Source organism: Paenibacillus sabinae T27, from assembly GCF_000612505.1.
GTDB classification, from domain to species: domain Bacteria; phylum Bacillota; class Bacilli; order Paenibacillales; family Paenibacillaceae; genus Paenibacillus_AQ; species Paenibacillus_AQ sabinae.
This window is the reverse complement of sequence record NZ_CP004078.1, coordinates 809,571-832,503: the sequence shown is the minus strand read 5'-3', so window position 1 is coordinate 832,503 and position 22,933 is coordinate 809,571. Positions and strand designations below refer to the sequence as shown.

The window sequence follows — 22,933 nt, the reverse complement described above, 5'->3', positions numbered from 1 at the left end:
GCAAATGTAGTTTATCCCATAAAAAGGGTCGGATCGCCGGCCGCTTCCGTCAGCCGCCCGCCCGTCATAATCCCCATCTTGACGAGCCATTCTTCGAACGCCGGTGCCGGTCGCAAACCAAAGGTTTCCCGCAGGGAGGCGAGATCGTGAAAGCTGAGCGACTGGTAGTTGAGCATACAATCGTCCGCCATCGCCACGCCGATGAGAAAGTTGACGCCTGCTGATGTCAGCAGCACGCCCAGGTTCTCCATATCGTTCTGCTCCGCCTTCATGTGGTTCGTATAGCATACGTCCACACCCATCGGAAGCCCATGCATTTTGCCCATAAAATGGTCTTCTAATCCGGCCCGAATGACCTGCTTGCTGTCATACAGGTATTCCGGTCCGATAAAACCGACAACAGTGTTGACGAGGAACGGGTTGTACTGCCGGGCCAGCCCGTAGCATCTGGACTCCAGCGTCACTTGGTCAATCCCGAAATGAGCGTATGAAGACAGCTCCGAGCCCTGCCCGGTTTCAAAATACCAGTGATTCGGCCCCTGTGAAGCGCCCTTCAAGCGCATCAGCTCATCCGCTTCGTCCAGCAGCCGGATATTCACGCCGAAGCCCTTATTGCCCTGCTCGGTTCCGGCCAGGCTTTGAAACAGCAAATCCATCGGAGCTCCTTGCTCGATCGCTCTCATTTGGGTCGTCACATGCGCCAAGACGCAATTCTGGGTCGGGATGCTCCACCGGTCCATCGCCTCTTTGGTTGCGGACAATATCGCCCGAACGCTCTCCGCCGAATCAATCACCGGATTGATCCCGATGACCGCGTCCCCGATGCCATAGCTGAGCGCTTCGTACATCGCGGCCAAAATGCCGGGAATGCTGTCCGAGGGATGATTCGGCTGCGCCCTTGTCGCCAGCACGCCCCGCTGCCCGATTTCGGTGCTGCACCGGGTAACCGTGCGGATTTTGGAAGCCGCCGCAATCAAATCGAGATTGGACATCAACTTGGCGACCGCGGCAATCATTTCACTGGTCATCCCGGTACCGATCCGCTTCAGATCATCCGGACCGGCCTTATGGGACAAAATGTACTCGCGAAGCTCGGCAATGCTCCAGTTCCGAATCCCGTCATACACCGTCTCGTCGACTGACTCCTCGATCACCCTTGACACTTCATCTTCTTCGGGCGGCAGCAGCGGATCATTCCTGATTTCACTCAGCGTCAGGTCAGCCAGCACAAACTTGGCGGCGATCCGTTCGCGGGCATCGGCTGCTCCGATTCCGGCCAGCTGGTCTCCCGACTTCTCCTCGTTCGCTTTGGCCAGTATTTCTTTGAGACTGTCAAAACGGTAGGTCTGCCCGAGCATGTTCATGCTCTTAATCATCCATTCGCCTCCTTTCCGCATTGATGATGGGTTATGAAAAGGCCAAGGTCTTGATCACAACAGGGACGAGAAAGCCGGGCAGCGGTTCCCCGATGTCGATATAATCACCGCGCTCCACCCGGATTTGATCGATGCATACGATGCCCAGACACTTCCCGCAGCGGATCGATAAAGCCTGGCCCAGCGCCTTGGCCATGTCATGCTCACAGACAACCGCCATTATTTTCGCATCAGGAAAATGTATGGTGAATGTATCAAGCAGTGTTTGAGCCACCGTCTGCAGTGCAGAGTACGAGTGGATAACGGCTCCGCTTAGAGCGATGGCGCAGGGAGCCTCGGCTTCCGGCAGAGCGTACCTTGCCGCCTCATGCATGGCTTCACCGGCCTCCCGGGTCCAATCCTCGGGCTGTACTTCCGTGTACTCCAGATGGAGGACCGGAAGATTGCGGAGCGGCAGCAAAGACGGATCGATATGTACGGTCGAGCCGCTGATTTCGACGCTTTGCATACCGGCGCCGATGACGGTCGCCCGTACGGTTTGTGCGGAGGTTACGATCCGGAACGGCCACCGGTCTTCTTGCTGCCGTAGCGAGCTGGCCAGAAGCGGTCCGATGTCTCCGTACCTGGCAATGGCGGCCATGGATTCCGGAACTTCCCGGTCCGCCATTAAGGTGCTGATCCCGCCGGAAATCATAAGTTCGTCTATCTCCGGTAACGGTCCGGCGGGCGGCGATCCGGCGATTAAATGCCGAAAGGATGAGTCAACCGCTCCCTTGGCCAAATAAGCCAGCATTTCGCCGCACATCGCGGAGGCTATCCCTCGGAGCTGATCCGGGGTCGTCTTGCTTCCAGCCGCCAGCGGAGTCCCGCGTTCCTGCAGCCATTTCAGCATATGCGGAGAAACCGAATGAACATTACCCTGATCATCCAGTCGGATCAACCGCCCCCCGACATGGAAGGTGACCGTACCAATCGCTCTCCCTTTCCGGAAATAAGCGACATTCGCCGTCCCGCCCCCGATATCGACATTGGCCACAACTCCCGGAATCTCCCTGGATCGTTGTTCGGCGCCGGACCCCTTACCTGCGAGCAGGCCTTCCAGGTCCGCTCCAGCGGCAGCTACAACAAAATCCCCGGAACGCTCCGCCAGGTAATGCACGACCCGCCGAGCATTCGTCTTCGTTGCCGTTTCTCCGGTGATGATGACGGCTCCCGATTTGACCTCGGATAGGCTCAAACCGATATGATCGTATTCATCCTGCAGAATCCGGGCAACTTCATCCATGTCGACTTCATCTTGGGACAGCAGCGGCGTAGAGTAGATTGGACTGGCATACTGCAGCTCCCGTTCGGCGATTTCATAGCGGGGCAAATGGAATGCGCCCGATACCCTCTCCAAACGAAGCCTGCTGACAATCAGCTTGGTCGTGCTGGTTCCGATGTCGATGCCGACACTAGTAAACGACAGCTCATCCATCCATTGTCCCATCCCTCCCTATAACGTGCAGCCAGCTCCAGCGAGTATAGCATTTGACTTGAATACCAACTTGTATACCAGTTTCATGTCGTCATTATAAGTCAGGGCGGCGCATTATTCAATAAAATTTTAAATATTTTTCTGAAAATTTTCAGCGCGCGAGTTCGGAAATGAAGTGCTGCATAAATAATAAAGAAAAGTATGGTAATCTTAAGGGGAGATACCATTTGTTCTTATTCTGGGAGGTCCATACCAATGAAGCCATTTGCTTTTCTCTCTGACTTTGACGGCACGCTTTCACAGCGGGATTTCTACCATCTGATGATCGACCGGTTCTTCCCGGAATGGGGGAACCAATTCTATCAGGATTGGAAAAAAACGAAAAAGATCAACGTGGAGTTTCTGAACATCATTTTTGGCAAGCTGAATCTTACGGAGGAGCAGCTGCTTGACGAGATCCGCAAAATTCCGCTCACGCCAGGAGCCATTGAGTTTGTTAACGAGGTTCAGGCCCGGGGCGGCGACTTCTATATCGTAAGCGCGGGTACGTCCTGGTATATCGAGCGGCTGCTGCAGGTGCTGGAAATCCCGAATGTAACGGTTATCTCCATGCCGGCTGTACACGAAAACGGCGCGCTGCGGATTGCTCCCGACACTGCCAACCCTTTCTTCTCGGAAGTATTCGGGCTGGACAAACGCAAGGTGCTCGAGGATATCCGGGGGCGCTACCGCACCGTTTTATTTGCCGGGGACAGCGAGCCGGACCTGGAAGCGGCCAAAGCAGCCGACATCGCTTTTGCCCGCGGGGAGCTCCGCGAGCTGCTAAAGCGGGACGGCGTAAGTCATGTACCAGTTGATGATTATCACGCCATTTCCGGCTATTTGAACAACAACGGGTGGCCCGAATGAAGCGCCACGCCCATGAAGTATCCATCCCCGCGCTTCTAGAGGTTGGCGACCAGGTGCTCTCCCATTTTGGAGAGCTGCTTGGCAAGGCCGGGTTCTCGCGCATCGTGCTCTGCTTCGGTGAGGGCATCCGCCCGCTATGCGAGCCGCAAATCGTGCAATCGCTGACGGAGCAAACGCAGCTGGAGATTCTGGACAACCGGGATGTTCTCGACAACAGCCTGGAGGTGATTGCGAGCACCGCGTTCACGCTTCCGGCCCGCACCGAGGCCATCGTCGGCATCGGGGGAGGTAAGGGGCTGGATATTGCAAAATATATGGCGTTCTTAAACGGACTCCCGTTTATCAGCGTGCCGACTTCAGTCGCCCATGACGGATTCGCCAGCTCCGGCTGTTCCCTTTATGTTGACGGGCGCCGTACTTCGGTTCCGGCCCGGATGCCTTACGGCATTTTGGTCGACCTTGGCCTTGTCCGGAGTTCGCCGATTCAGTTCCTGTACAGCGGACTGGGCGATATCCTCTCCAAAATCCCGGCGGTCTTCGACTGGCGGTTTGAGGAATCCCGCGGCGCTACCCGCGTGAACGACTTCGCGGTGATGATGGCCAAGAAATCGGTGAACAGCATTGTGCGCATGCCCTACACCGATATTCGCGAGTTCTTTTTTATTAAAGAGATTGTGGATTCCCTTACGCTTTCCGGGATTGCCATGGAGATTGCCGGAAGCAGCGCGCCCGCTAGCGGCAGCGAGCACCTGATCTCCCACGCGCTGGACCAGCTTGTGGAGCGGCCGCAGCTGCATGGCATTCAGGTGGGCGTAGCCTCTTACCTGATGTGTCTCGTGCAGGAGCACCGGGTGGAGCGGGTCCGCAAATTCCTGGGCGAAACCGGATTCTTCGATTTCGTCGCGACGCTCGGCATGAAGCGCAAGGATTTCGAACGGGCGATTGACCTGGCCCCGTCCATCAAGCCGTCCCGCCGGACGTATCTGCACCTGCCGGAGATGCGCGAGAAGGCGAAGCAGCTGCTGCATAGCGACGAGACGCTGGGGCGGATTTTGAGTTGAGGCTCAGTTACCTCAAAAAGAAATAGACCGCCCTGGTCAAGGAAGCGGTCTATTTCATGAGGCCTATCCTGTTAAGCCGCCGCCCTTAAAAGCGGCTATTGCTCGGGGAGTCGTGTTGGCAGCACGGCTCTCTTTGCATTGTACGCAGTTTTTTGCCTGTTACCCGTATTGATGATCATTTTTTCACGATATACTTAACTGCAGCTAAATAACTTTTAACTCTCTTCACTGTAAAATACTTCATGAACTCTTTTGTCCACATATCCATCTCGTCTTCAATTTCGGTAACTTCATTCATGATGAACACAACATGTTCGCAATCTGTATTGGCCATAGCCGGAAGCAGCACGGAAAATCCCCATTCCACATCCTCTTGTTCATCCTCAAATCCGTTTCTCGCATCTACGACAAAATTACTGCCCGGATATCTCTTCAGCAGTTCCAAAACATATAATGTAGGGGTTCTATAGTCGTCATAGCTGCAAAACTTTTTCCATGTTAGAAATACGATATTATCTTCAGGCATGTATTCCACATGACAAAACTCCGAATCAAATTCATTTTTCTCCACATTCATATTCATAGATTCCCCCTGCTATATAAGCTGAACTAAAGATTTTCCCATCAGAACCCAGTCGTAACTACGAGGAACGTTTGGACTTCCGGCCGCTGCCCATCTCCAGATTTCTTGATTTAATCCACTCTTCGAGTTGAAATCCGGAGACAGCCTATGCTTTCGAAGCGAGCTTTCCTCCGGAAAGCTTTCGGGCGATCGCTATCGCTCCTACAGTTCCAAACTTCCCCCTTCGTTACTCCTTACCCTGATGTCATATTTAAAAGTTCATCTTATATTGTTTGGATTTATGTCTATCACATCTTTGCCCGTATCCATCAAGTATATCATTGTTACCTGAAGTCAAGCATGAAGTATCCCCCATTCTGCAATCCCCAAGTGTACATCACTTTGAAAAGTGCACTGAAAAATTATCAAAAAGTTCTTTCAAAATATTTGTGAAATACTTCACAACTAAACAAGGGTAATGGTATACTTAATATCATGAAGTAAAGAGGAACATTTTGGAGACTGGGGACGTAACTCGAAACAAGATTTGAAGTCCGAGATTAAGCCTAAGCTCGCGCTCCTTCACTTCCCAATTCGTCCGTTACGCCTTTGTTTTTTCACTTCCTTCTTTCTTTCATCTTAAACAAAAGAGATTCAAATCTGGGGGGTTAACCAATGCAAAAGAAAGTATTACCGGCTCTTATTCTCATTCTCTCGGTCCTGCTTGTTATCGCGGGATGCGGCAGCGGGAATGCGGGCAACAACACGGAAAACAAAGAAGCTGCTGGAGCAACTGCGGGACCAACCGCCACAGCAACAGCTGAAGCCACTTCGGGAGCGTCTACAGTCGAGTATACGCCGATCGATCAACTGAAAGATAAATACGATATCATCATTGTGGGCGCGGGCGGTGCCGGTATGACTGCCGCACTTGAAGCCAAAGCGAACGGCAAGAACCCGGTTATTTTTGAAAAAATGCCGGTAGCCGGCGGCAACACAACCAAATCCTCTTCGGGGATGAACGCTTCGCAGACGAAATTCCAACAAGAGCAAGGCATTAAGGACAGCAATGATTTATTTTATGAAGAGACCTTAAAAGGCGGCCATGGCACCAACAACAAAGAAATGCTTCGTTTCTTCGTTGACAATTCCGCAAGTGCTATCGATTGGCTGGATTCCATCGGCATCCGGTTGAACAACCTCACGATTACCGGCGGAATGAACGAAAAGCGCACACACCGTCCAGAAGACGGCTCCGCAATCGGAGGATACCTGGTCAAAGGTTTGGTGAAGAACGTAAGAGAGCAAGGGATTCCTCTCTTTGTTAACGCCGACGTGAAGGAACTTACGCAAGCAGACGGCAAAGTTAACGGCGTGAAAGTCCTCTTCAACCAAGCCGACGAAAAAACCATTACTTCCGACGCTGTCATTGTGACAACCGGCGGATTCGGGGCCAACAAGGAAATGATTGAAGAAGTCAGACCGGATCTCAAAGGATATGTGACCACGAACCAAGCAGGCAGCACCGGCGACGGCATTAAGATGATTCTCAGCGTTGGCGGTACAACCGTGGATATGGATCAAATTCAGGTTCACCCGACCGTACAGCAGGAAAAATCCTATCTCATCGGGGAAGCGGTTCGCGGCGAAGGCGCCATCCTCGTTGCCCAAGACGGCAAACGTTTCGTGAACGAGCTGGATACTCGCGACAATGTTACGGCAGCCATCAATGCACTTACCGAAAAATCCGCTTATCTGGTATTCGATTCCGGCGTGAAATCCCGCGCTAAAGCAATTCAGCAGTATGAAAAAATGGGCTTTGTGAAAACAGCCGACACCATCGAAGCGCTGGCTAAGGAAATCAACGTTCCGGCGGATCAGCTGAAAGCGACACTCGACACCTGGAACAGCAGTGTGAAAAATAAAAAAGATGCCGAATTCGGCAGAACGACAGGAATGGACAACGACCTGTCCGCAGCGCCTTACTACGCCATCAAGATCGGCCCCGGAGTCCACTACACCATGGGCGGCGTGAAGATCAACACGAACACCGAAGTGCTGAACAAAGAAGGCAAACCGATCCCGGGCCTCTTCGCCGCAGGCGAAGTCACCGGCGGCCTGCACGGCCAAAACCGCATCGGCGGCAACTCCGTAGCCGAAATCATTATTTTCGGCCGACAGGCGGGTATTAAGGCTGCTGAGTTTTTAAAGGGACAGTAAGATATTAGCTTTCTCTTTTCACTGAGTAAAATACAAACGCTTGGGCCATCATGGTCAAGCGTTTGTTTGTTTTGTTATTCGGTTGGGAGACGCCTCCGAAGGCGGGAGCTTCCACTTGTGAAGTTCCTCCGGTGCAGTCGTTTATGACCGAAAAAAGCTCTCGCTAAGTCCCTTTGATCTCATCCAGCATTTTGACCATTTGATATACGGCTCTGCTGTAGGGAAGGTCCATCCCGAAGTCACCGGCTAACCGGATGACGGCTCCGTTCAATGCCTCGATCTCTGTCTTTCTCCCTTTCAGTACATCCTGCAGCATACTGGGCAAATGATCGCCGCATGCCTCAGGTTCGCAGGCCCGCCTCAATTGACTCATGACCTCATCGGTTCTCACATTGATACCCAGCCGGTGCCCCACTGCCGCTACTTCCCCCACAATCGAACTCATCAGTTCTATGCCAAGCGGGTGGGTTCCCGCCTCTCCCGCGTTTAGCCGGGTCAAGGCCGTAACCGGATTGATCGAGGCATTAAACGCCAGCTTTTCCCAAATCACCTGCATCGCATCCTCTGAGACCACTGTCTGAAATCCCGCCGCGTTGAAAATAGCTCCTAGCGCATCAACAGCAGGCGAACTCCCGCCGGACAACCGGGAGAGATATGTGATGCCTGAACCGCCGATTTGTACGGCGCCCGGACCGAGCAGATCGGAGCTGTACGTAGTGACGCCGACAAGAATACGTTCCTTCGGAATATAGCGGGGAAGAATTTCGATGCCGGCGATACCGTTCTGAAGGGAAACCACATAGGTGTCCGGCCCGATAATGTCCCTGAAGCCGGCGAGGGCCTCTTCCGTCTGGCCGCTTTTGGTCAGGAGGAGGACATAATCATACACTTCGCCGGGCAGCGGCCGGCTGGCCGCCATAATGCTAAGTGTTTGGGCTGTATGTTCGTGTACAATGCGCAGTCCATTTCGCTGTATTTCAGCAACGTGGTCTTTCCAGGAATCGTAAAGAACAACCGCATACCCCGCTTCAAACAAGTGGGCGCCGATCCGGCTTCCCATCGCGCCCGCTCCCAGAACGGCGATTCTTGGAGAAGATTTCATAGTCCCAGCTCCTCTTTGCTCTTTTACGTAAGTTTATCTTACACAATAACAACATATCGGAAACAAACCGGTACGAAAACGACTGAATCGTACGCTTTTCAAGTTCTAACTTATTCGATTCGCCTAGTATGGATTGTTTTTTTGTGAAGTAATTGTGAAATCAACTGTACGGTTCGCCCAGTAAACTTAAAAAACACCGTCCGTTTCGAATGTATTCAACCTTTTTTAATTCCGTTATGGTAGACACATGGAATATAAGATGACATAAATTATTAACTTTTTTTGAACGATACGGGGGCCGGCAGGATAATCCGACGTTCAAAAGTCCGCTTCTATTCCATCCGGATACTGAAACAAGGAGGAACGAAGGCATGTTAAAGACGGAAGACAATGAATTGCTGACGCGTACCGGTCCGGGAACCCCAATGGGCGAAATGTTCCGGCGTTACTGGATTCCCGTTCTGAAATCGGATGAACTGCTTTCGGATGGGGAGCCGAAGAGAATCAAAATCCTCGGCGAAGATTTACTGGCTTTCCGGGATACGGATGGGAAGGTCGGCTTAGTCGACGAGAAATGTCCGCACCGCGGCACCTCCCTGAGTCTTGGCAATAACAGCGGCTGCGGATTGACCTGTATTTACCACGGCTGGAAGTTCAACACTCAAGGGGAATGCATCGATCTGCCATCCGAGCCAAAGGACAGCAAGCTCAAGAAAGGCATTCACCTTAAAGCCTACGAGACGACGGAGAAGAACGGCATCGTGTGGGGGTATCTGGGGCCTAAGGAGCATCAGCCTCCTTTTCCGGACTTTTACTGGATGAATTTGGCCGATTCCCGGCTCGTATCCGAACGAGTATGGCAGGAATGCAACTATTTGCAGGTTATGGAGAATGACCTGGATTACGTCCACGCCGCTTTTCTGCACAAGGCGCTTCAGAAGCAGAACATCAAGGACGGGCTGCTAAGCAGCAAGCTCGGCATTAATCCCGATCATCCCCTGGTTAAGAATCCACCGGTCAAACAGGCCGTCGAAACGACCAGCTACGGCAAACGCTGCATCGCCGTAGGCAGCGAGGACGAGACGACCGATGTGTTTATGGAAATCCACTACATTTTCCCTTTTTATACGTACCCTCCTAGAATGAAAGGCGAGGACGGCATGTGGCACGCCTTTATCCCGAGGGACGATCACAGTACATGGAGCTGGGACGTACAATTCGCCCATTACAGCGAGATCGATGCGGAAGCCCAGCGCGAACGGCGCGGCATCCTGGTCGACGAGCAGTTCCGCAAGCTGAACAATATGATGAACAACTACAAGCAAAACCGCGAATTGATGACCTACGCCAACTATTCCGGGATCGAAGGGATCGCAAATCAGGATCATGCCGTCACCGAAACGATGGGACCGATTGTGGACCGTTCCAGGGAGCATCTGGGGACGAGCGACCTCCCGATTATCCAGATGCGGCGCATGCTGCTCGATAATGTGAAGGCGCATATGCGGGAAGAGCCCACCATACGGCTGCAGGATAGCCCCCTCGGTAAACTGTACAGCTGCGGACTTACAGGACCCAAAGGCCGGAAATGGAGTGAAGTAATTCCGCTGGACGGCGAGTTTGTCTACAAGGACGGAAGCTTTACGGAAGAAACCGAAGGCCCTCATTCCTATGAAAAGGTTTGACGGGTACCGGTCATTTCAGTACCTTCGCCAAGAAGCCGATTACCGGTTCTATCCGCTCGCGGAGCGGTCCGATCCGGGGAAAGCGTGTGAAGAAACGCTGACCAAACCGGAGCGGAGACGATATGAAGCCTTAATAAGCGGCCACCCCATTCTCTCCCTGCGCGATCACGGCTTCACCATGCCTAAGCACAGTGAAGATATTCTCGCATACTGCCGTCAGGGGTATACCGCATTCGACTATGAAGGCCTTGCATTGTCCAGACTTGACGGCCTGTTCGAAAACTTCATGGACGGCGTCATGAATGTGACGTCCAAAGCCGGACTGAAATGGGACGATGTCCTGTGGAACCTCGGGATACGGTACTGTGATATGGCTCATCAGGATACGGTGCGCATCGCTTCAAGTGTGAACGATATCCTCTCTGCCAAAGCAACCGGTCAAATCGCCATTATCCCTTCACTTGAGGCGGCTACCGCCCTTGAGAACGAAATCGAACGCGTGGATATCCTCTATGGCTTCGGAATCCGCTGTATGGGCATCACCTATAACGATGCGAATACACTCGGTTCGGGACTATCAGAGACGCATGACGGCGGACTGACCCGATTCGGCAGGCGGGTAGTGGAGCGCATGAACCGCCTCCGCATGGCGATTGACATTTCCCACTGCGGCGACCGCACGAGCATGGAGGTGATCGAGGCGAGCGAACAGCCCGTGCTGATTACCCACGCGGGAGCCAGAGCGCTGTGGAATACTCCCCGGATGAAGCCAGACGAGATTCTGCTCGCCTGCAAGGAACGGGGCGGCCTCATCGGAATCCTGGCCGCTCCGAACACGACCATGACGCGAAACCACCCGCACCACTGCCTGGAATCGGTCATGGAGCATTTCGAATATGTCGCAAATCTCGTCGGAATCGACCATGTTGCCTTTGGACCCGATACGTTCTTCGGCGATCACACGGCGCTGCAGCGTGCGGTAGACAATCAGCTCTCGATCGGAGCGTCGCACAGCGGAGAGCATTTTACCGAAGCGGACTATGTAAGGGGAGCCGAGAATCCGGTGGAGGCAGTGCCCAATATGATCCGGTGGCTGATCCGGCACGGATACACCGACAGCGATATCGCCAAGGCAGCCGGCGGCAACATCTTGCGCGTCCTTCGTCAGCTGTGGGACTGAGGTGGAACTACACTTCCAGAAAGGAGACTACATATGGATGTCTCGGAACACCGGACCGTTATCGTTACCGGCTCCTCGCAGGGAATCGGGCTCGCCATCGCTGGCTATTTCCTTGATAACGGCTGGCGTGTGGCATTTGTCAGCTTGGACCTGGAGCAAATCCGTTCCCGGTTTCAGGCGAAGCTGGACAGCGGGGAGGCTTTGTTTTTTGAAATGGATGTTACCGATAACGCCAAGATCGCCGAATGCGTGAGCGTTGTGATGGAGCGCTGGGGACGAGTCGACGCGCTGGTGAACAATGCCGGCATCCGGACAGGAACCTCCATTGCCGATACGACGCCGGAAGAGTGGAACCGTATCATGTCCGTTAATTTGGGAAGCACCTTCTTCTTCTCCCAGGCTATTGCTCCCGTTATGAAACAGCAGAGCCAAGGCCGGATCATCAATATGTCCTCCTTCGGCGGACAGTTCGGACCCATGACTTCGAGCGCGGCCTATTCCGCTTCCAAGGCCGGGCAGCTCGCGTTAACCAAGGTATTCGCACGCGAGCTCGCTCCTTACAGCGTAACCGTGAACGCCGTCGCTCCGGCTTCCGTAAGGACACCGGAAATGGACAAGATGGACCCCGCCTTTATTGAAAAAATGGTTGAGACGATCCCCGTGGGGCGTGTCGGAGAATCGGAAGAGGTAGCGGAGCTCGTCTACTATTTGGCGGCCGGTTCCACCGGCTTCATCACCGGAGCGACCTTCGACATTAACGGCGGAAGGCTGATGCGGTAGTCCGCGTGCGCTAAACAGTAAGTTGCGTGAACCAAATTTTATGAATGAGGTGATAGCTATGGCCATGGAGCACGGAGCCCCGAAAATCCCCGAGAAGCTTCGCGTCCTGATCATGTTCGAATCGACAGGCTGGTTCGATACGACACCAGAGGAGAAGAAGGAGCATGTACTGCCTGCCCTGAATGAGGTCATCACCGCCTGGAAGCAATACGCAATTACGCTTCTTGGCACGATCGACCGGGACATTCTAACCGCCGGACATGCCGGAGAAAAAGGCTTTCACGCCCTTTTTCTGTACGACGTTCCGGATCTGCAGACCGTAACAAACATGACCCACGCTTTTCGCGCGACCGGACTGGACCGTTATTTCCGTCTTGAAGCGATTATCGGACGCCCCTTTTTCTTGCTGGAAGCCTGATTATTTCATACCCGGGAGGTAATGACGATGAAGTTTGGTATTTATGTGGAAATGCAAAATCCGAAGTCGAACCCGAAGCCCCACGCGCAGTTATATCGCGAAGTTCTGGAGCAGATTGAGCATGCCGACAAGAACGGCTTCAATTCCTTCTCTACGCTTGAGCATCACTGGTTTGAAGAGTTCTCCATCTCCGCGAATCCGCTGGCGCTTTATTCGGCGGCGGCGCAGCGGACGAACCATATCCGCTTCCGCACCTGCTCCCACGTCCTTCCGCTTCACAATCCGATGGTCTTCGCCGGTCAGCTGGCGGCCGCGGATATCCTAACGGGCGGCCGGATCGAAGTTGCCTTCGGTCGAGGCCATTCGTGGGTATTCCCGAAAGCGTCCATTCCGCTGGAGCAGAGCCGCGGCCGGTTTATGGAATCGCTGGAAATTCTGAAGCTGGCCTGGTCGCAGGAATCCTTCTCCTATGACGGCGAGTATTACAAGGTAAAGAACGTTTCGATCGTTCCGAAGCCGGTGCAGCTGCCGCATCCGAAAATTTATACCGGCGGCGCAAGCAACCACAACTACGAGCTGGCCGGCAAGGAAGGCTGGGGCGTCCTGATTACTCCAATGCTGCCGTTCAGCAAAGTGAGGCAGCACCTGGATATTTACCGCGAAACCTGCGAGAAGTACGGCAACAAGCCGGATATCGTATACGTCCAGGCAGTCTACCTGGATGAAGACGAGCAGCGGGCAATCAGCGAGGCTGAACCTTACATCAAGCAGTTTATGGCAGGCAACGTCTCTCCGACCAAGGAGATGCCTTCCCGGGAAGAAATGCTGGCCAAGGATTTCGCATTCTACGCGTCCGGCGCGTTGGAAGAGCTTGTGAAAATCCCCTATAAGACGCTTGTGGAAGAGGAATACGTATGGGTGGGCACTCCGGAGACGATTAAGGAAAAGGTCCAGCAGATCGTCGATGAATGCCCGGGACTAACGGAAATCAGCCTCCTCTGTACCTATGGCGGGATGGAGCACTGGCGCACAATTCGCACCCAGCAGCTGTTCAGTGAGCGTATTATGCCGCACATTCATGAGAAAGCACCGGTTATACCCGGTTAATATTCCTTCACCCGGGAGGTTGATCGACGCCATGAGTTTAAGCGAATATATCGCAAGCCTGTTCGGCGAGGAAGCAGTCGCGCTGCTTGAGGAGGAACCGGCCTTTATCGGCCCGCTCTTTGAAGAAGGTGATGCCGAATGAACGAGTCGGTTCACAGCCTTACGCTTTCTGCGCTGTTCCCGTTAATCAAGGACAAGCAGATTTCGCCCGCCTGGCTGACGGAGCAGACGCTCCGGCGCATCGAATCACTGGAGCCCGGGCTTCGCGCCTTTATCCGGGTACTGCCCGAGGAAGCGATGGAGCAGTCCAGGACGCTTGAGGCCGAGGCCGTGCAGGGATACATTCGCGGTCCCCTGCACGGCATTCCCGTCGCCGTCAAGGACGTGCTGCAGACTGGTGGAATCCCAACAACGGCCGGCTCCAAAGTACTGGAGCACTGGATCCCCGATCAGGACGCAACCGCCGTCGCCAGACTCAAGCAGGCTGGGGCGATTGTGATCGGGAAAGCGAATCTGCACGAATTCGCCATGGGAGCTACGACGGAGAACCCCCATTACGGCACGACCCGGAATCCCTGGGACCGGGACAAAATCGCTGGCGGCTCCAGCGGCGGCAGCGCAGCGGCTTTGGCTGCCGGCATGTGCTTTGGGGCGCTCGGCACCGATACGGCGGGCTCCATCCGGCTGCCCTCTGCCTTGTGCGGAACAGTCGGCCTGAAGCCGACTTACGGGGCGGTCAGCCGCTTCGGCTGCGTCCCCTTCAGTTGGTCGCTGGACCATGTCGGCCCGATGGCGCGCACCGTTGAAGATACCGCGATCCTGTTCGAATCCATAAGCGGATTCGACCCGAAGGATGCCGCCTCGTCCCGGCGGCCGCTTGCGCCAGACCCAATCGGGAAGCGGGAAGATTTAAAGGGTTTTAGGCTTGGACTCTGCAGGGAGTATTTCTTTGAAGGCATGCATCCGGAGATCGCCGGGATCGTGGACCGGGCAATGGAACGCTTACAGAGCCTCGGGGCGGAGATACGGGAAATCAGCATCCCCGGTCTAAGCGAGGCTCAGGGGGCGGCGAGAATTATCGCCCAGTCGGAGGGCTATTCCTTTCATAAACCGATGCTTCAGCATGCGTCCGGGCAATACAGCGAAGATGTGCGCTTCCGGCTCGAGTTCGGGCGGCAGGTGTCCGCGGACGATTATTTGCAGGCGCAAAAATTCCGCCGGAAATTTATCGCGTCAACGGCTGCGGCCATGGCAACCGTTGACGCGCTGATCTCTCCGATGAATCACAATCCGCCGTTTCCTATTGGCTCGGTCTCTCCGGAGCAGGCCATCCACAACATGTTTCGCCTGGCCAAAGCGCCGCTGGCGAATTTTCTCGGCTTTCCGGCGCTATCCGTTCCCTGCGGTTTCGTGGAAGACCGGCTGCCGGTAGGGCTGCAGCTCATTGGGAAGCCGTTCGACGACCGCAAGCTCCTGCTTATCGGAGACGTGTACGAACGTTCTGAATCGTGGTCGGAGCGGCTCGCCCGGCATATTTCCGAACTGCTGTAACACCTTAAAAGGCCTGTGACCTTCAGATCCCCAATGGATGACCGGTCACAGGCCTTTATATGCTACAAAACGGATGAAACCCGAAGGAACGTTCCGGTTGTGACACTTAACACTTCCCGCTGCTCATTCTCCACCCTGCACTCCAGAAACAGAGCTTTATATCCATCCTTTACAAAGCGGGCATCGGCGATCAACCGGCCGCCGGCGGCCGACTTCATGTACGAGGTTTTCGTTTCCAGCGATACATAAGGGACATCCTTAAATTGTATCGTCAGAAAACCGAAAGCCGTATCGGCCAGATAAGCATGAATACCTCCATGAACAATGCCTAGCGGATTCAGCATGAGCGTTTGGACCGGGCATTCGATCCGGCATACTTTGTTGTCCTCGTCATAGGAAACGGCAAATCCCAGGAGAGCGAATAAAGGCGTTTGCTCAGTGTCCACGTTCTTTTCCCCTTTCGCCCTCCGGTACTTTTTTATTCAAAAAGGCTTCAATCCCCGCGATATAATCGGGGCCGTCGAAGGATGAGAGGACAAGCGCGGAGATTTCTTCATTTTCCTCAGTCATTCCGTCCATAATCTCGTGAATGATTCTCTTTGTTCCTTTAATGGAAAGCTGCGAATTTTGCGACAGCATGCGGGCATAGGCATAGACCTCATCCTCCAGCCGATCCGGTTCAAACAGACGGTCGATCAGGCGCATCCGTAACGCCTCCTCGGCCGCCACCCTCCGGGCTGAATATAAAATATCCTTGGCATTCGACGGTCCGACCTGCCGGACCAGATATTTCATGCCGAACAAATTATAGACCATCCCCAGCTTGGCGGGCGTAATGGCGAACGCCGCCGAGGTATCGGCAAACCGGAAATCACAGACCAGGGACAGCTCGCAGCCCGCCCCGATGCAGTACCCGCGAATCATCGCGATCGTCGGCTTGTTCAGCCGCGCCAGGACGTCCTCTGCCCGATGGGCCGCTGCGTTGTACAGCTTGGCGGACGCGGAGCTTGCCCGGACGGAAGTGAATTCACCGATGTCCGCTCCCGCCGAAAACGCCTTGTCGTCATCGCTCCGGATAATAACAGCTTTGACCGCCTCGTCCCTCTCCACTTCGATCAGCCGCTCATACAGGGTGTGCCACATGTCCAGTGAAATGGCGTTTCGCCGCTCGGGCCGGTTGAGCACGATTGTGGCGATATCCCCATCTTTTCTAACATATATCTGTTGATCCTCCCGCATCCAATCCCCCCTAAATCACATCTTGCCGGCGAAGCATTTCAATCTCTTCCTTGGACATTCCCAAATAGCTGCCCAGGACCTCTTCCGTATGTTCACCCAAAAGAGGGGCGGCAGACCGGATCTTTCCCGGCGTTCTGGACATTTTGGCCGGAATGCCAAGCATCCGGGTCTTTCCCGCGACGGGATGCTCCGCCTCAAGCACCATTTCGCGCTCAAGGACATGCGGATCGTTCATCGCCTGATCGAATGTATTGATGGGCCCGCCGGGCACCCCTGCCTGCTCAAGCTTGCTGACCCAGTAATCCTTTGTTTCACAGACAAAGATGTCTTCAATGCATCGCTCCAGAATGTCGACATTGTGAATGCGGTCCTTCGGCCGGGCGAATCGTTCGTCCTCTATCCATTCGGGCTTATCGATCACATCCGTGCAGAATCGTTCCCAGGTCCTCTGATTGGCCCCGCCGACCAGAACATAGCCGTCTTTCGCCCTGAACGCCTGGTATGGAGCCATGACCCGGTGCCGGGAACCGTTCGGCTTCGGAACCGTGCCGTCCGCAAAAAAAGCCGCCGCTTCCCAAAAGGTCCATGCCAGTCCCGATTCCATGATGGACACATCGATATACTGCCCTTCGCCGGTTTTGAGTTTATGCACATAAGCCGCCAGGATTGAATACAGCGCCGTAACGCCCCCCGTTAGATCATTGATGGCTATGCCCAGCTTAACCGGACGCCCGCCGGGTTCGCCGGTCATGCTCATCAGACCCGTCATCCCCTGGGCGACGATATCAAAGCCCCTTTTGTCCCGGTAAGGCCCCGTTTGTCCGTATCCCGAAATCGAGCAGTAAATAATGCCGGGATTGATTCGGCAGACCGCTTCATAATCCAGACCCAGTTTACTCATTACACCGGGTTTGAAGTTCTCGACAATGACATCCGACTCCGCCGCCAGCTGGAAAAAGATTTCCTTGCCCCTTGCAGACTTAACGTTCAGAGTCACGCTTTTCTTATTGCGGTTGATCTGCATGAAATTGGCGCTTTCCCCGTGAATAAATGGCGGCGTAGACCGGGTATCGTCTCCGCTCTGAATCTTTTCAATTTTGATCACCTCCGCGCCCAGATCTCCAAGCACCATCGTACAATAAGGCCCGGCCATAACCCGGGTTAAATCCAGAACCTTCAATCCTTCAAGCGGCTGCATCTTGGTTGCCTCCCGTCAATTTTTAGCAGGTCCGGAGCGCTTAAACCAGAACCATTATGATATAATTGTAGGAACAATTGGCGGTGTGAAGTGATAGCAAAAAGGAATCACGCCTGTCCGGCTGACGGCCCTTAAGGGAGGTTTCACGGAATGAACTTGTCCGATATGGAGCTCATCATGACGGTGTCCAGAACGAAAAGCATGCGGAAAGCGGCCAAGCTCGTCCATTTGTCGCAGTCCGCCATCAGCAAGAAGATTCAACTGATCGAAGATGAGTACGGGATTACGCTGTTTCATCGCACAGCCGCGGGAGTGGAGCTTACAGCCGACGGACAGCTGTTTATTCAGTATGCGGGCAGCGCGCTGCACACCTTGAGAACCGGGATCGAGCAGACCCGGATGAAGAACGCCGAACGCAAAGTGACGAGACTTGGAGTCGCCTCGCCTTTGATATCGGAGCTGCACCGGTTCTCCGGGTATTTCCAGTCCCACGGCGGGCCTCTGGAAATCGTCACGTCAAGCTCGCCTGAAATCGTGAGAAAGCTGCAGGAAGGAACGCTGGATTTTGGCCTGTTCGGGTATGAATCCATACCCGGGGACATCAGCGCCATCCCCCTGTACCGGCAGGATTTTCATCTTTACGCCTCCGACAGATATCTTCCGGCTTTCCTTCCGTTTGCGGACAGAACCGTCTCTTATGTCCGCGCCTCTTTTATTCAGGCCTTGCGCGAGCTGCCGCTGATCCTGCCTAAACAGGGAATTCATGTCCGGCAAATGATTGACCGAATCATGGAGAAGGAGTTCGGCGGCGAGCCGTGTATCGCCGTTGAGACCGATACACTTGAGCTGATGGAACAATTGGCGGAGAGGGAGTTCGGCTGCACGTTTATCACTCAATCCGTGTACGAATCGTCCACGGGGCGTTCGCCCGCCGATTTCTCCGGGGAGACGTTCCGGATAGAAGCGCTCGGCAGAGGCATGTTCCGGATTCCGCTCCCCTTCCTGTTTCCTTCCCGGCAGGTCTTCTTCGCCCAGTCGCCCCATCGACCGGACGGGCTGGACGGTATCGCTGTCCGGACGTTCGGATGGACGGAACCTTCCCCTGGTCCAGGCAGTCCAGAGGCAGAATAACCGTTCTTTGTGTAAAAGAGCGAAACAAAAAGGGTTATTACATCCGGGCAGGGGTTCCTCCGCAGCAGGGCACTTGCCTCATGTAAAGGACTGGACCAAAAGCGGTGGTTGTCACACAGAACTTCATCCTAGTGCGCTTTGGCATTTATAAAATTTCCTGCTGCGCGCTTCAATAGTTATCTAAATTCCTGCGAATGTACATCAATTAGTGGCAGATGGCTTACTCTCATAAGAATTCCTCCAAATATGCAGGAATTTCGGCCACGATCAGTGTGGTGAGTCTCCATACGTTAAAAATACTGCATAATCGCAGGAGTTCTCTCAAAGCGACCGATAATCCCTATAAATTCCTGCACATCCGCAAGCTTTTCTTCAACGACAACGCCGCTGCTGCTGCTAATTATTCCATTCTTCATTCTCTCAACGCAGGGTCTGCTGCACACAAAACAGCAAGGAAGGCAATCCGCTCTCTGCCTGGAGGTAGAGCGCGATGGCCGAGGTAGGCCGCGTTCGAAAGGGTCTGTAGGTAATGAAGGACAACCGGGGATTCCGGCGGTCCTGCCGCGAGTCCTGCGAGGCCTTGGAACAGTGAGCATGAGGCCGTTGCCAGGTGGCTTTTCTTTCCACAATCCGATCAAAAAGCATGCTGCGGAGCACAAAACTCGGTTACCTCTTTATTTAGCCGCCTTGTTAAGCAGCAGTATTCTACTTTTGGACCCTAGCGTTTCCCCGAGATCCTGCTATTAATAATCGATCTTCCCGAGCACGAGGAATATCTCCAAGGCCAATTGCACCTCGAACCGGGTTAGCGAATTGGATAAATCGAAATCGGACAGCTGTTTAATCCGGTCCAGGCGATAGCGCATACCGCTGATGGAGATATTCATCGTTCTGGCGGTTTTATGCAGATTGCATTCATTGTCGAAATAGTAGTAAATCGTTTTCAGCAGCTCCGTTGCGTACTTTTGGTCGTATTCCTGCAGCGCTCCGAGCAAATTAGAGGCGTACTGCTCCAGCTCTTCCGGGCGTCTCGCGTCCAGCAAAATCGACAGATGTTTGATATCCGTGGACAGGACAACCCGCTCGGTCTTCCCTTTGATCCTTCCGATATCAATCGCTTTGACCGCTTCATTGAACGCCTTGGAAAAAGAGGTGCGGTTGTGGCATACGCCGCTGATTCCCAGCACCGTTGTAACGGCTTCGTCGCCCAGTCCTTCGATCAGGGATTCGCCGTAATCCCGCACCTTCATATTCAGCTTTTCGATATAGGCCTGCGGAATCAGGGCATGAACGCGCTCCAGCTTGGTGGACAGCAGGATATGGAATCCGTTTTGCTCGGCCCGCCTTTTTAAACAGTCCATGATTTTTTCACGCAGGGCGGTGGAACGGGCATCCTGAATCGACCCTTTTTTACCAGACGTTTCGAATTGAAAAACAAAAACATAGTGAGGCTGGCTGAGGTCATGGTCCAGATAGGCCAGCCGCCTGGATACGGCGGAGATATCGGCGGAAGGATTAAACAGCTCGTCCAGCAGTTCGCCCTTCAGGCGCTGTTCCGTCTCGACAACCGTCCGTTCGTTCAGCAGCTGGATGGCGCAAATATTGGCTGACCGCTCAAGCAGAACCGATTCAAGCTCGCCGAACTGGCCCTCCGGCTTGAGGATGGAAATATAGCCGAGCACTTGATTGCGAAGCATAATGGGGGTAACGAGCCGAACGTGGGGAAAGAAAAATGGCTCGGGGATTTCAAATTGCACCGTGCAGTGTTCTTTGAGCATAGTGTTAATTTTGCTGTATTGCTGATTTCCTTTATCGTGAGCAAGATGCTCCATTACTTTATTTAGCGAGCTGTCCAAGACCTGGCCGTAGCCTGTGATCATATCCAGGTGCTGATTTTCGATAATAACGTTGCAGTTCAGACTTTTCCCGAGAATCTCGGCCATATCGTCCAGCCCTTTACCCTGCAGGATCATACGGGTGAGTTCCTGGCTGACCGTCGTTACCCGGTTCAATATTTCTTTCTGTTTCTCAATCCGCTTATAAGCCCGGTCGAGCTCATCTTCCAGCTTCTCCTGGCCATCATCGATAAGATCCTCAGGAAGGCCGTCCCCCCACTGTTCCAGGGTCTTGCCGACATACTTGCATCTTGGATCTCCTTTGGCAACGCATTCTACTTCTTTAAAAATAATTTTGGTGCCTACCGTTTCCGTGCAATACCCGCTGGCATAACCTACCAAAAAATGGCATACGGGCTCATGGTGTTTATTAAAATGCATCAAAAATTGCTTCGCTTCATTGGAATCGATCCAATACCCTTCCACATCGAACAAGCCTTCACTCTTGTTGATGTTCATCCGGATGGGGGTCGAGAACACGCGCCCCGCAATATTGTGCATTTTGGACCCGGCCAAAATCCATTCCAGATCGTCATCCCAGCTGAACATATCGTTCAGATAGCGCGCTTCGCTTACGCCGAATTGCCATCCGTAGCGCTGCAAAAAGCGTTTCGCCCTTTCCAATCCGAGAGCGACGATCAAATCCCTGCACAGCATACCAAAGGCATCTGAGCTGATCAGCATCATTCTCCGGTCCCTCAGGAAAAAATCGCCTTCCTCCTTGCTGAAATGAACCAAATCTTTCAGTGACATCGTACTCGCTTTTGTCATCTGACCGTCCCTCCTTTGACTGCGTTCTAAAGGATTTTTCAGAATGGAAATATGACTACTTTGAAACAATTTTAAATTTTAACATGTTAGCCAGTCAACCATAAGTTGAATGATAAAAGCCCCGTGAACAAGGAACATTTTCGGCTCCTCGTGTTCATCAGGGCAATATAGGTACACTTTATATCGAAGTTTTGATTTATTTCGAATAGGAGGCCTTCAATTCATCCAGCCGCTTCTTGAATTGTTCGGCAGGCAAGCCCTGTGCTTCGAGATCGGCGACCGCTTGATCCTGAAGCGGCTTCAGCTTCGCATCCCACGCCTGTTTCTCCTCCGGCGTCAGCGTAATGACCTTCAGCCCTTCTTCCTTCATGGACCAGTCCATGGCTTCCTTCACATGATTATCGAGATATTCCCCGGCCCAGGCGGCCATCTCCGGCCCTAACTCCTCGATCACCTGCTGAACGTCCGGGGGAATCGAATTCCAGGTATCCATGTTCATTACTGCGGCGAAGGTCGAAACGCTCAGCGGGTAGTCCGTCACAAATTTGGCCATTTCTGCAAGCTTCAAATCCATCAGCACTTCGCGCGATGACACGTAGCCTTCGATAACGCCGGTTTGCATCGCTTCGACGGATTCCGCCTGCGACATCCCGACGGGTGAGGCGCCCAACTCCTTTAGCAGCGGCGCAAGCGCGCCGGAAATCCGGATCTGTTTGCCTTTGATGTCGTTTAAGGACGCGACAGCGGCTTTGGTCTGGATATAAGCCGGTTCGGTTGCAAAGGCGGTGATGACCTTCAGGTCTTTAAAAGAATCCTGCGGGTATTCCTTCAGCAGATCAAATATGACCTGGCTGGCTACCTTGCCGCTTGGAAATCCCGAAGGCAGCTCGGCGATCGTAAGCAGGGGGAATTTTCCCGGCTCGTATGTCATAACCGACAGGCCGATGTCCGCGACCTTGCTTTTGACCCCGTCATACATATTGTTGGCGGCCAGCAGGGTGCCGCCCGGGAATAGGTTCACCACAACCTTTCCGTTCGTCCGTTTCTCCACTTCTTCCTTCCATTTCTCCATCTGCTTCGCCGGAAATGTGCTGGCCGGGGCAAAGAACGCGTAGTTCAGCTCGATCGGTTTATCACTGGATGCCGCCGCATTGGCCGCGCCCGTCTCTTCCGGCGCGTTGGCGGTGTTCGCATTGCCTCCGCATGCAGCCAGCACGACAACCATGAGCACAGACATGACGCCAATCCAAAATCTTCTCATGAGCTTCTCT

19 protein-coding genes are annotated in these 22,933 nt (G+C 53.7%); 10 read left to right on the top strand and 9 right to left on the bottom strand.

Going from position 1 to position 22,933, the window contains the following annotated elements; translation table 11 throughout:
- Positions 1-11 precede the first annotated feature (11 nt).
- Positions 12-1,376 (bottom strand): ethanolamine ammonia-lyase subunit EutB, encoded by a 1,365-nt coding sequence (locus PSAB_RS03735; RefSeq protein WP_025333258.1) that lies wholly within the window; start codon positions 1,374-1,376, stop codon positions 12-14.
- Between the two features lie 31 nt (positions 1,377-1,407).
- Entirely contained in the window at positions 1,408-2,865 is a 1,458-nt protein-coding gene (locus tag PSAB_RS03730; protein ID WP_226991761.1) for an ethanolamine ammonia-lyase reactivating factor EutA, read from the bottom strand.
- A gap of 243 nt (positions 2,866-3,108) precedes the next feature.
- Here PSAB_RS03730 and PSAB_RS03725 point away from each other — a divergent pair, with 243 nt between their 5' ends.
- Positions 3,109-3,762 carry an MtnX-like HAD-IB family phosphatase gene (locus PSAB_RS03725; protein WP_025333256.1) on the top strand — a complete coding sequence of 218 codons (654 nt, stop codon included), beginning with the start codon at positions 3,109-3,111 and terminating at the stop codon, positions 3,760-3,762.
- Positions 3,759-4,823: an iron-containing alcohol dehydrogenase family protein gene (locus PSAB_RS03720; RefSeq protein ID WP_025333255.1), complete on the top strand. Its 1,065-nt coding sequence runs from the start codon at positions 3,759-3,761 to the stop codon at positions 4,821-4,823. Before PSAB_RS03725 ends, PSAB_RS03720 begins: the two co-directional genes overlap by 4 nt.
- Positions 4,824-4,998: 175 nt before the next feature.
- Here PSAB_RS03720 and PSAB_RS03715 read toward each other — a convergent pair whose 3' ends face one another.
- Positions 4,999-5,400 (bottom strand): hypothetical protein, encoded by a 402-nt coding sequence (locus tag PSAB_RS03715; protein ID WP_226991760.1) that lies wholly within the window; start codon positions 5,398-5,400, stop codon positions 4,999-5,001.
- 660 nt (positions 5,401-6,060) lie between these two features.
- Here PSAB_RS03715 and PSAB_RS03710 point away from each other — a divergent pair.
- The gene (locus tag PSAB_RS03710; RefSeq protein ID WP_025333253.1) at positions 6,061-7,605 is read left to right on the top strand and encodes a flavocytochrome c; all 1,545 of its coding nucleotides are present in this window, start codon (positions 6,061-6,063) and stop codon (positions 7,603-7,605) included.
- A gap of 163 nt (positions 7,606-7,768) precedes the next feature.
- Here PSAB_RS03710 and PSAB_RS03705 read toward each other — a convergent pair whose 3' ends face one another.
- Positions 7,769-8,707 (bottom strand): ketopantoate reductase family protein, encoded by a 939-nt coding sequence (locus PSAB_RS03705; RefSeq protein ID WP_025333252.1) that lies wholly within the window; start codon positions 8,705-8,707, stop codon positions 7,769-7,771.
- A gap of 371 nt (positions 8,708-9,078) precedes the next feature.
- On the opposite strand from PSAB_RS03705, the gene PSAB_RS03700 reads away from it, so the two are divergent.
- The 6 genes from PSAB_RS03700 to PSAB_RS03675 all read left to right on the top strand — a co-directional run bounded on the left by PSAB_RS03700 (position 9,079) and on the right by PSAB_RS03675 (position 15,428).
- Positions 9,079-10,392 carry a Rieske 2Fe-2S domain-containing protein gene (locus tag PSAB_RS03700; RefSeq protein WP_025333251.1) on the top strand — a complete coding sequence of 438 codons (1,314 nt, stop codon included), beginning with the start codon at positions 9,079-9,081 and terminating at the stop codon, positions 10,390-10,392.
- Positions 10,379-11,572: a dipeptidase gene (locus PSAB_RS03695; protein WP_038595518.1), complete on the top strand. Its 1,194-nt coding sequence runs from the start codon at positions 10,379-10,381 to the stop codon at positions 11,570-11,572. Before PSAB_RS03700 ends, PSAB_RS03695 begins: the two co-directional genes overlap by 14 nt.
- Positions 11,573-11,605: 33 nt before the next feature.
- Positions 11,606-12,352, top strand: a complete 747-nt coding sequence (locus PSAB_RS03690; protein WP_025333249.1) for an SDR family NAD(P)-dependent oxidoreductase — start codon at positions 11,606-11,608, stop codon at positions 12,350-12,352.
- Between the two features lie 58 nt (positions 12,353-12,410).
- Positions 12,411-12,770, top strand: coding sequence for a hypothetical protein (locus tag PSAB_RS03685; protein WP_025333248.1), 360 nt, complete (start codon positions 12,411-12,413; stop codon positions 12,768-12,770).
- A 27-nt stretch (positions 12,771-12,797) separates the two neighbouring features.
- A complete protein-coding gene (locus PSAB_RS03680; RefSeq protein WP_025333247.1) occupies positions 12,798-13,877 on the top strand; it encodes an LLM class flavin-dependent oxidoreductase in 1,080 nt (359 codons plus the stop codon).
- Positions 13,878-14,015: 138 nt separating this feature from the next.
- Positions 14,016-15,428: an amidase gene (locus PSAB_RS03675; RefSeq protein WP_025333246.1), complete on the top strand. Its 1,413-nt coding sequence runs from the start codon at positions 14,016-14,018 to the stop codon at positions 15,426-15,428.
- A 62-nt stretch (positions 15,429-15,490) separates the two neighbouring features.
- Here PSAB_RS03675 and PSAB_RS03670 read toward each other — a convergent pair whose 3' ends face one another.
- The 3 genes from PSAB_RS03670 to PSAB_RS03660 are packed head-to-tail and all read right to left on the bottom strand — an operon-like array spanning position 15,491 to position 17,865.
- Positions 15,491-15,874 (bottom strand): PaaI family thioesterase, encoded by a 384-nt coding sequence (locus PSAB_RS03670; RefSeq protein WP_025333245.1) that lies wholly within the window; start codon positions 15,872-15,874, stop codon positions 15,491-15,493.
- Positions 15,864-16,667: an enoyl-CoA hydratase/isomerase family protein gene (locus tag PSAB_RS03665; protein ID WP_025333244.1), complete on the bottom strand. Its 804-nt coding sequence runs from the start codon at positions 16,665-16,667 to the stop codon at positions 15,864-15,866. The genes PSAB_RS03670 and PSAB_RS03665 overlap by 11 nt, the downstream gene beginning before the upstream one ends.
- A gap of 10 nt (positions 16,668-16,677) precedes the next feature.
- Positions 16,678-17,865 carry a CaiB/BaiF CoA transferase family protein gene (locus tag PSAB_RS03660; RefSeq protein ID WP_025333243.1) on the bottom strand — a complete coding sequence of 396 codons (1,188 nt, stop codon included), beginning with the start codon at positions 17,863-17,865 and terminating at the stop codon, positions 16,678-16,680.
- 150 nt (positions 17,866-18,015) lie between these two features.
- Here PSAB_RS03660 and PSAB_RS03655 point away from each other — a divergent pair, with 150 nt between their 5' ends.
- A complete protein-coding gene (locus PSAB_RS03655) occupies positions 18,016-18,996 on the top strand; it encodes a LysR family transcriptional regulator (protein ID WP_025333242.1) in 981 nt (326 codons plus the stop codon).
- A 743-nt stretch (positions 18,997-19,739) separates the two neighbouring features.
- Here PSAB_RS03655 and PSAB_RS03650 read toward each other — a convergent pair.
- Together PSAB_RS03650 and PSAB_RS03645 are read right to left on the bottom strand one after the other, a co-directional pair.
- A complete protein-coding gene (locus PSAB_RS03650; protein WP_025333241.1) occupies positions 19,740-21,662 on the bottom strand; it encodes a XylR N-terminal domain-containing protein in 1,923 nt (640 codons plus the stop codon).
- Positions 21,663-21,858: 196 nt separating this feature from the next.
- Entirely contained in the window at positions 21,859-22,923 is a 1,065-nt protein-coding gene (locus PSAB_RS03645; RefSeq protein WP_025333240.1) for a TRAP transporter substrate-binding protein, read from the bottom strand.
- Between the last annotated feature and the right edge of the window lie 10 nt (positions 22,924-22,933).

Excerpts from the sequence above, each read along its gene's own strand:
- PSAB_RS03730 (WP_226991761.1), bottom strand. The coding sequence starts at position 2,865 with ATGGGACAATGGATGGATGAGCTGTCGTTTACTAGTGTCGGCATCGAC.
- PSAB_RS03715 (WP_226991760.1), bottom strand. The coding sequence starts at position 5,400 with ATGAATGTGGAGAAAAATGAATTTGATTCGGAGTTTTGTCATGTGGAA.
- PSAB_RS03685 (WP_025333248.1), top strand. The coding sequence starts at position 12,411 with ATGGCCATGGAGCACGGAGCCCCGAAAATCCCCGAGAAGCTTCGCGTC.
- PSAB_RS03650 (WP_025333241.1), bottom strand. The coding sequence starts at position 21,662 with ATGACAAAAGCGAGTACGATGTCACTGAAAGATTTGGTTCATTTCAGC.
- PSAB_RS03705 (WP_025333252.1), bottom strand. The coding sequence starts at position 8,707 with ATGAAATCTTCTCCAAGAATCGCCGTTCTGGGAGCGGGCGCGATGGGA.
- PSAB_RS03690 (WP_025333249.1), top strand. The coding sequence starts at position 11,606 with ATGGATGTCTCGGAACACCGGACCGTTATCGTTACCGGCTCCTCGCAG.
- PSAB_RS03645 (WP_025333240.1), bottom strand. The coding sequence starts at position 22,923 with ATGAGAAGATTTTGGATTGGCGTCATGTCTGTGCTCATGGTTGTCGTG.
- PSAB_RS03680 (WP_025333247.1), top strand. The coding sequence starts at position 12,798 with ATGAAGTTTGGTATTTATGTGGAAATGCAAAATCCGAAGTCGAACCCG.
- PSAB_RS03700 (WP_025333251.1), top strand. The coding sequence starts at position 9,079 with ATGTTAAAGACGGAAGACAATGAATTGCTGACGCGTACCGGTCCGGGA.
- PSAB_RS03660 (WP_025333243.1), bottom strand. The coding sequence starts at position 17,865 with ATGCAGCCGCTTGAAGGATTGAAGGTTCTGGATTTAACCCGGGTTATG.
- PSAB_RS03725 (WP_025333256.1), top strand. The coding sequence starts at position 3,109 with ATGAAGCCATTTGCTTTTCTCTCTGACTTTGACGGCACGCTTTCACAG.
- PSAB_RS03675 (WP_025333246.1), top strand. The coding sequence starts at position 14,016 with ATGAACGAGTCGGTTCACAGCCTTACGCTTTCTGCGCTGTTCCCGTTA.
- PSAB_RS03720 (WP_025333255.1), top strand. The coding sequence starts at position 3,759 with ATGAAGCGCCACGCCCATGAAGTATCCATCCCCGCGCTTCTAGAGGTT.
- PSAB_RS03735 (WP_025333258.1), bottom strand. The coding sequence starts at position 1,376 with ATGATTAAGAGCATGAACATGCTCGGGCAGACCTACCGTTTTGACAGT.
- PSAB_RS03710 (WP_025333253.1), top strand. The coding sequence starts at position 6,061 with ATGCAAAAGAAAGTATTACCGGCTCTTATTCTCATTCTCTCGGTCCTG.
- PSAB_RS03695 (WP_038595518.1), top strand. The coding sequence starts at position 10,379 with ATGAAAAGGTTTGACGGGTACCGGTCATTTCAGTACCTTCGCCAAGAA.
- PSAB_RS03665 (WP_025333244.1), bottom strand. The coding sequence starts at position 16,667 with ATGCGGGAGGATCAACAGATATATGTTAGAAAAGATGGGGATATCGCC.
- PSAB_RS03655 (WP_025333242.1), top strand. The coding sequence starts at position 18,016 with ATGAACTTGTCCGATATGGAGCTCATCATGACGGTGTCCAGAACGAAA.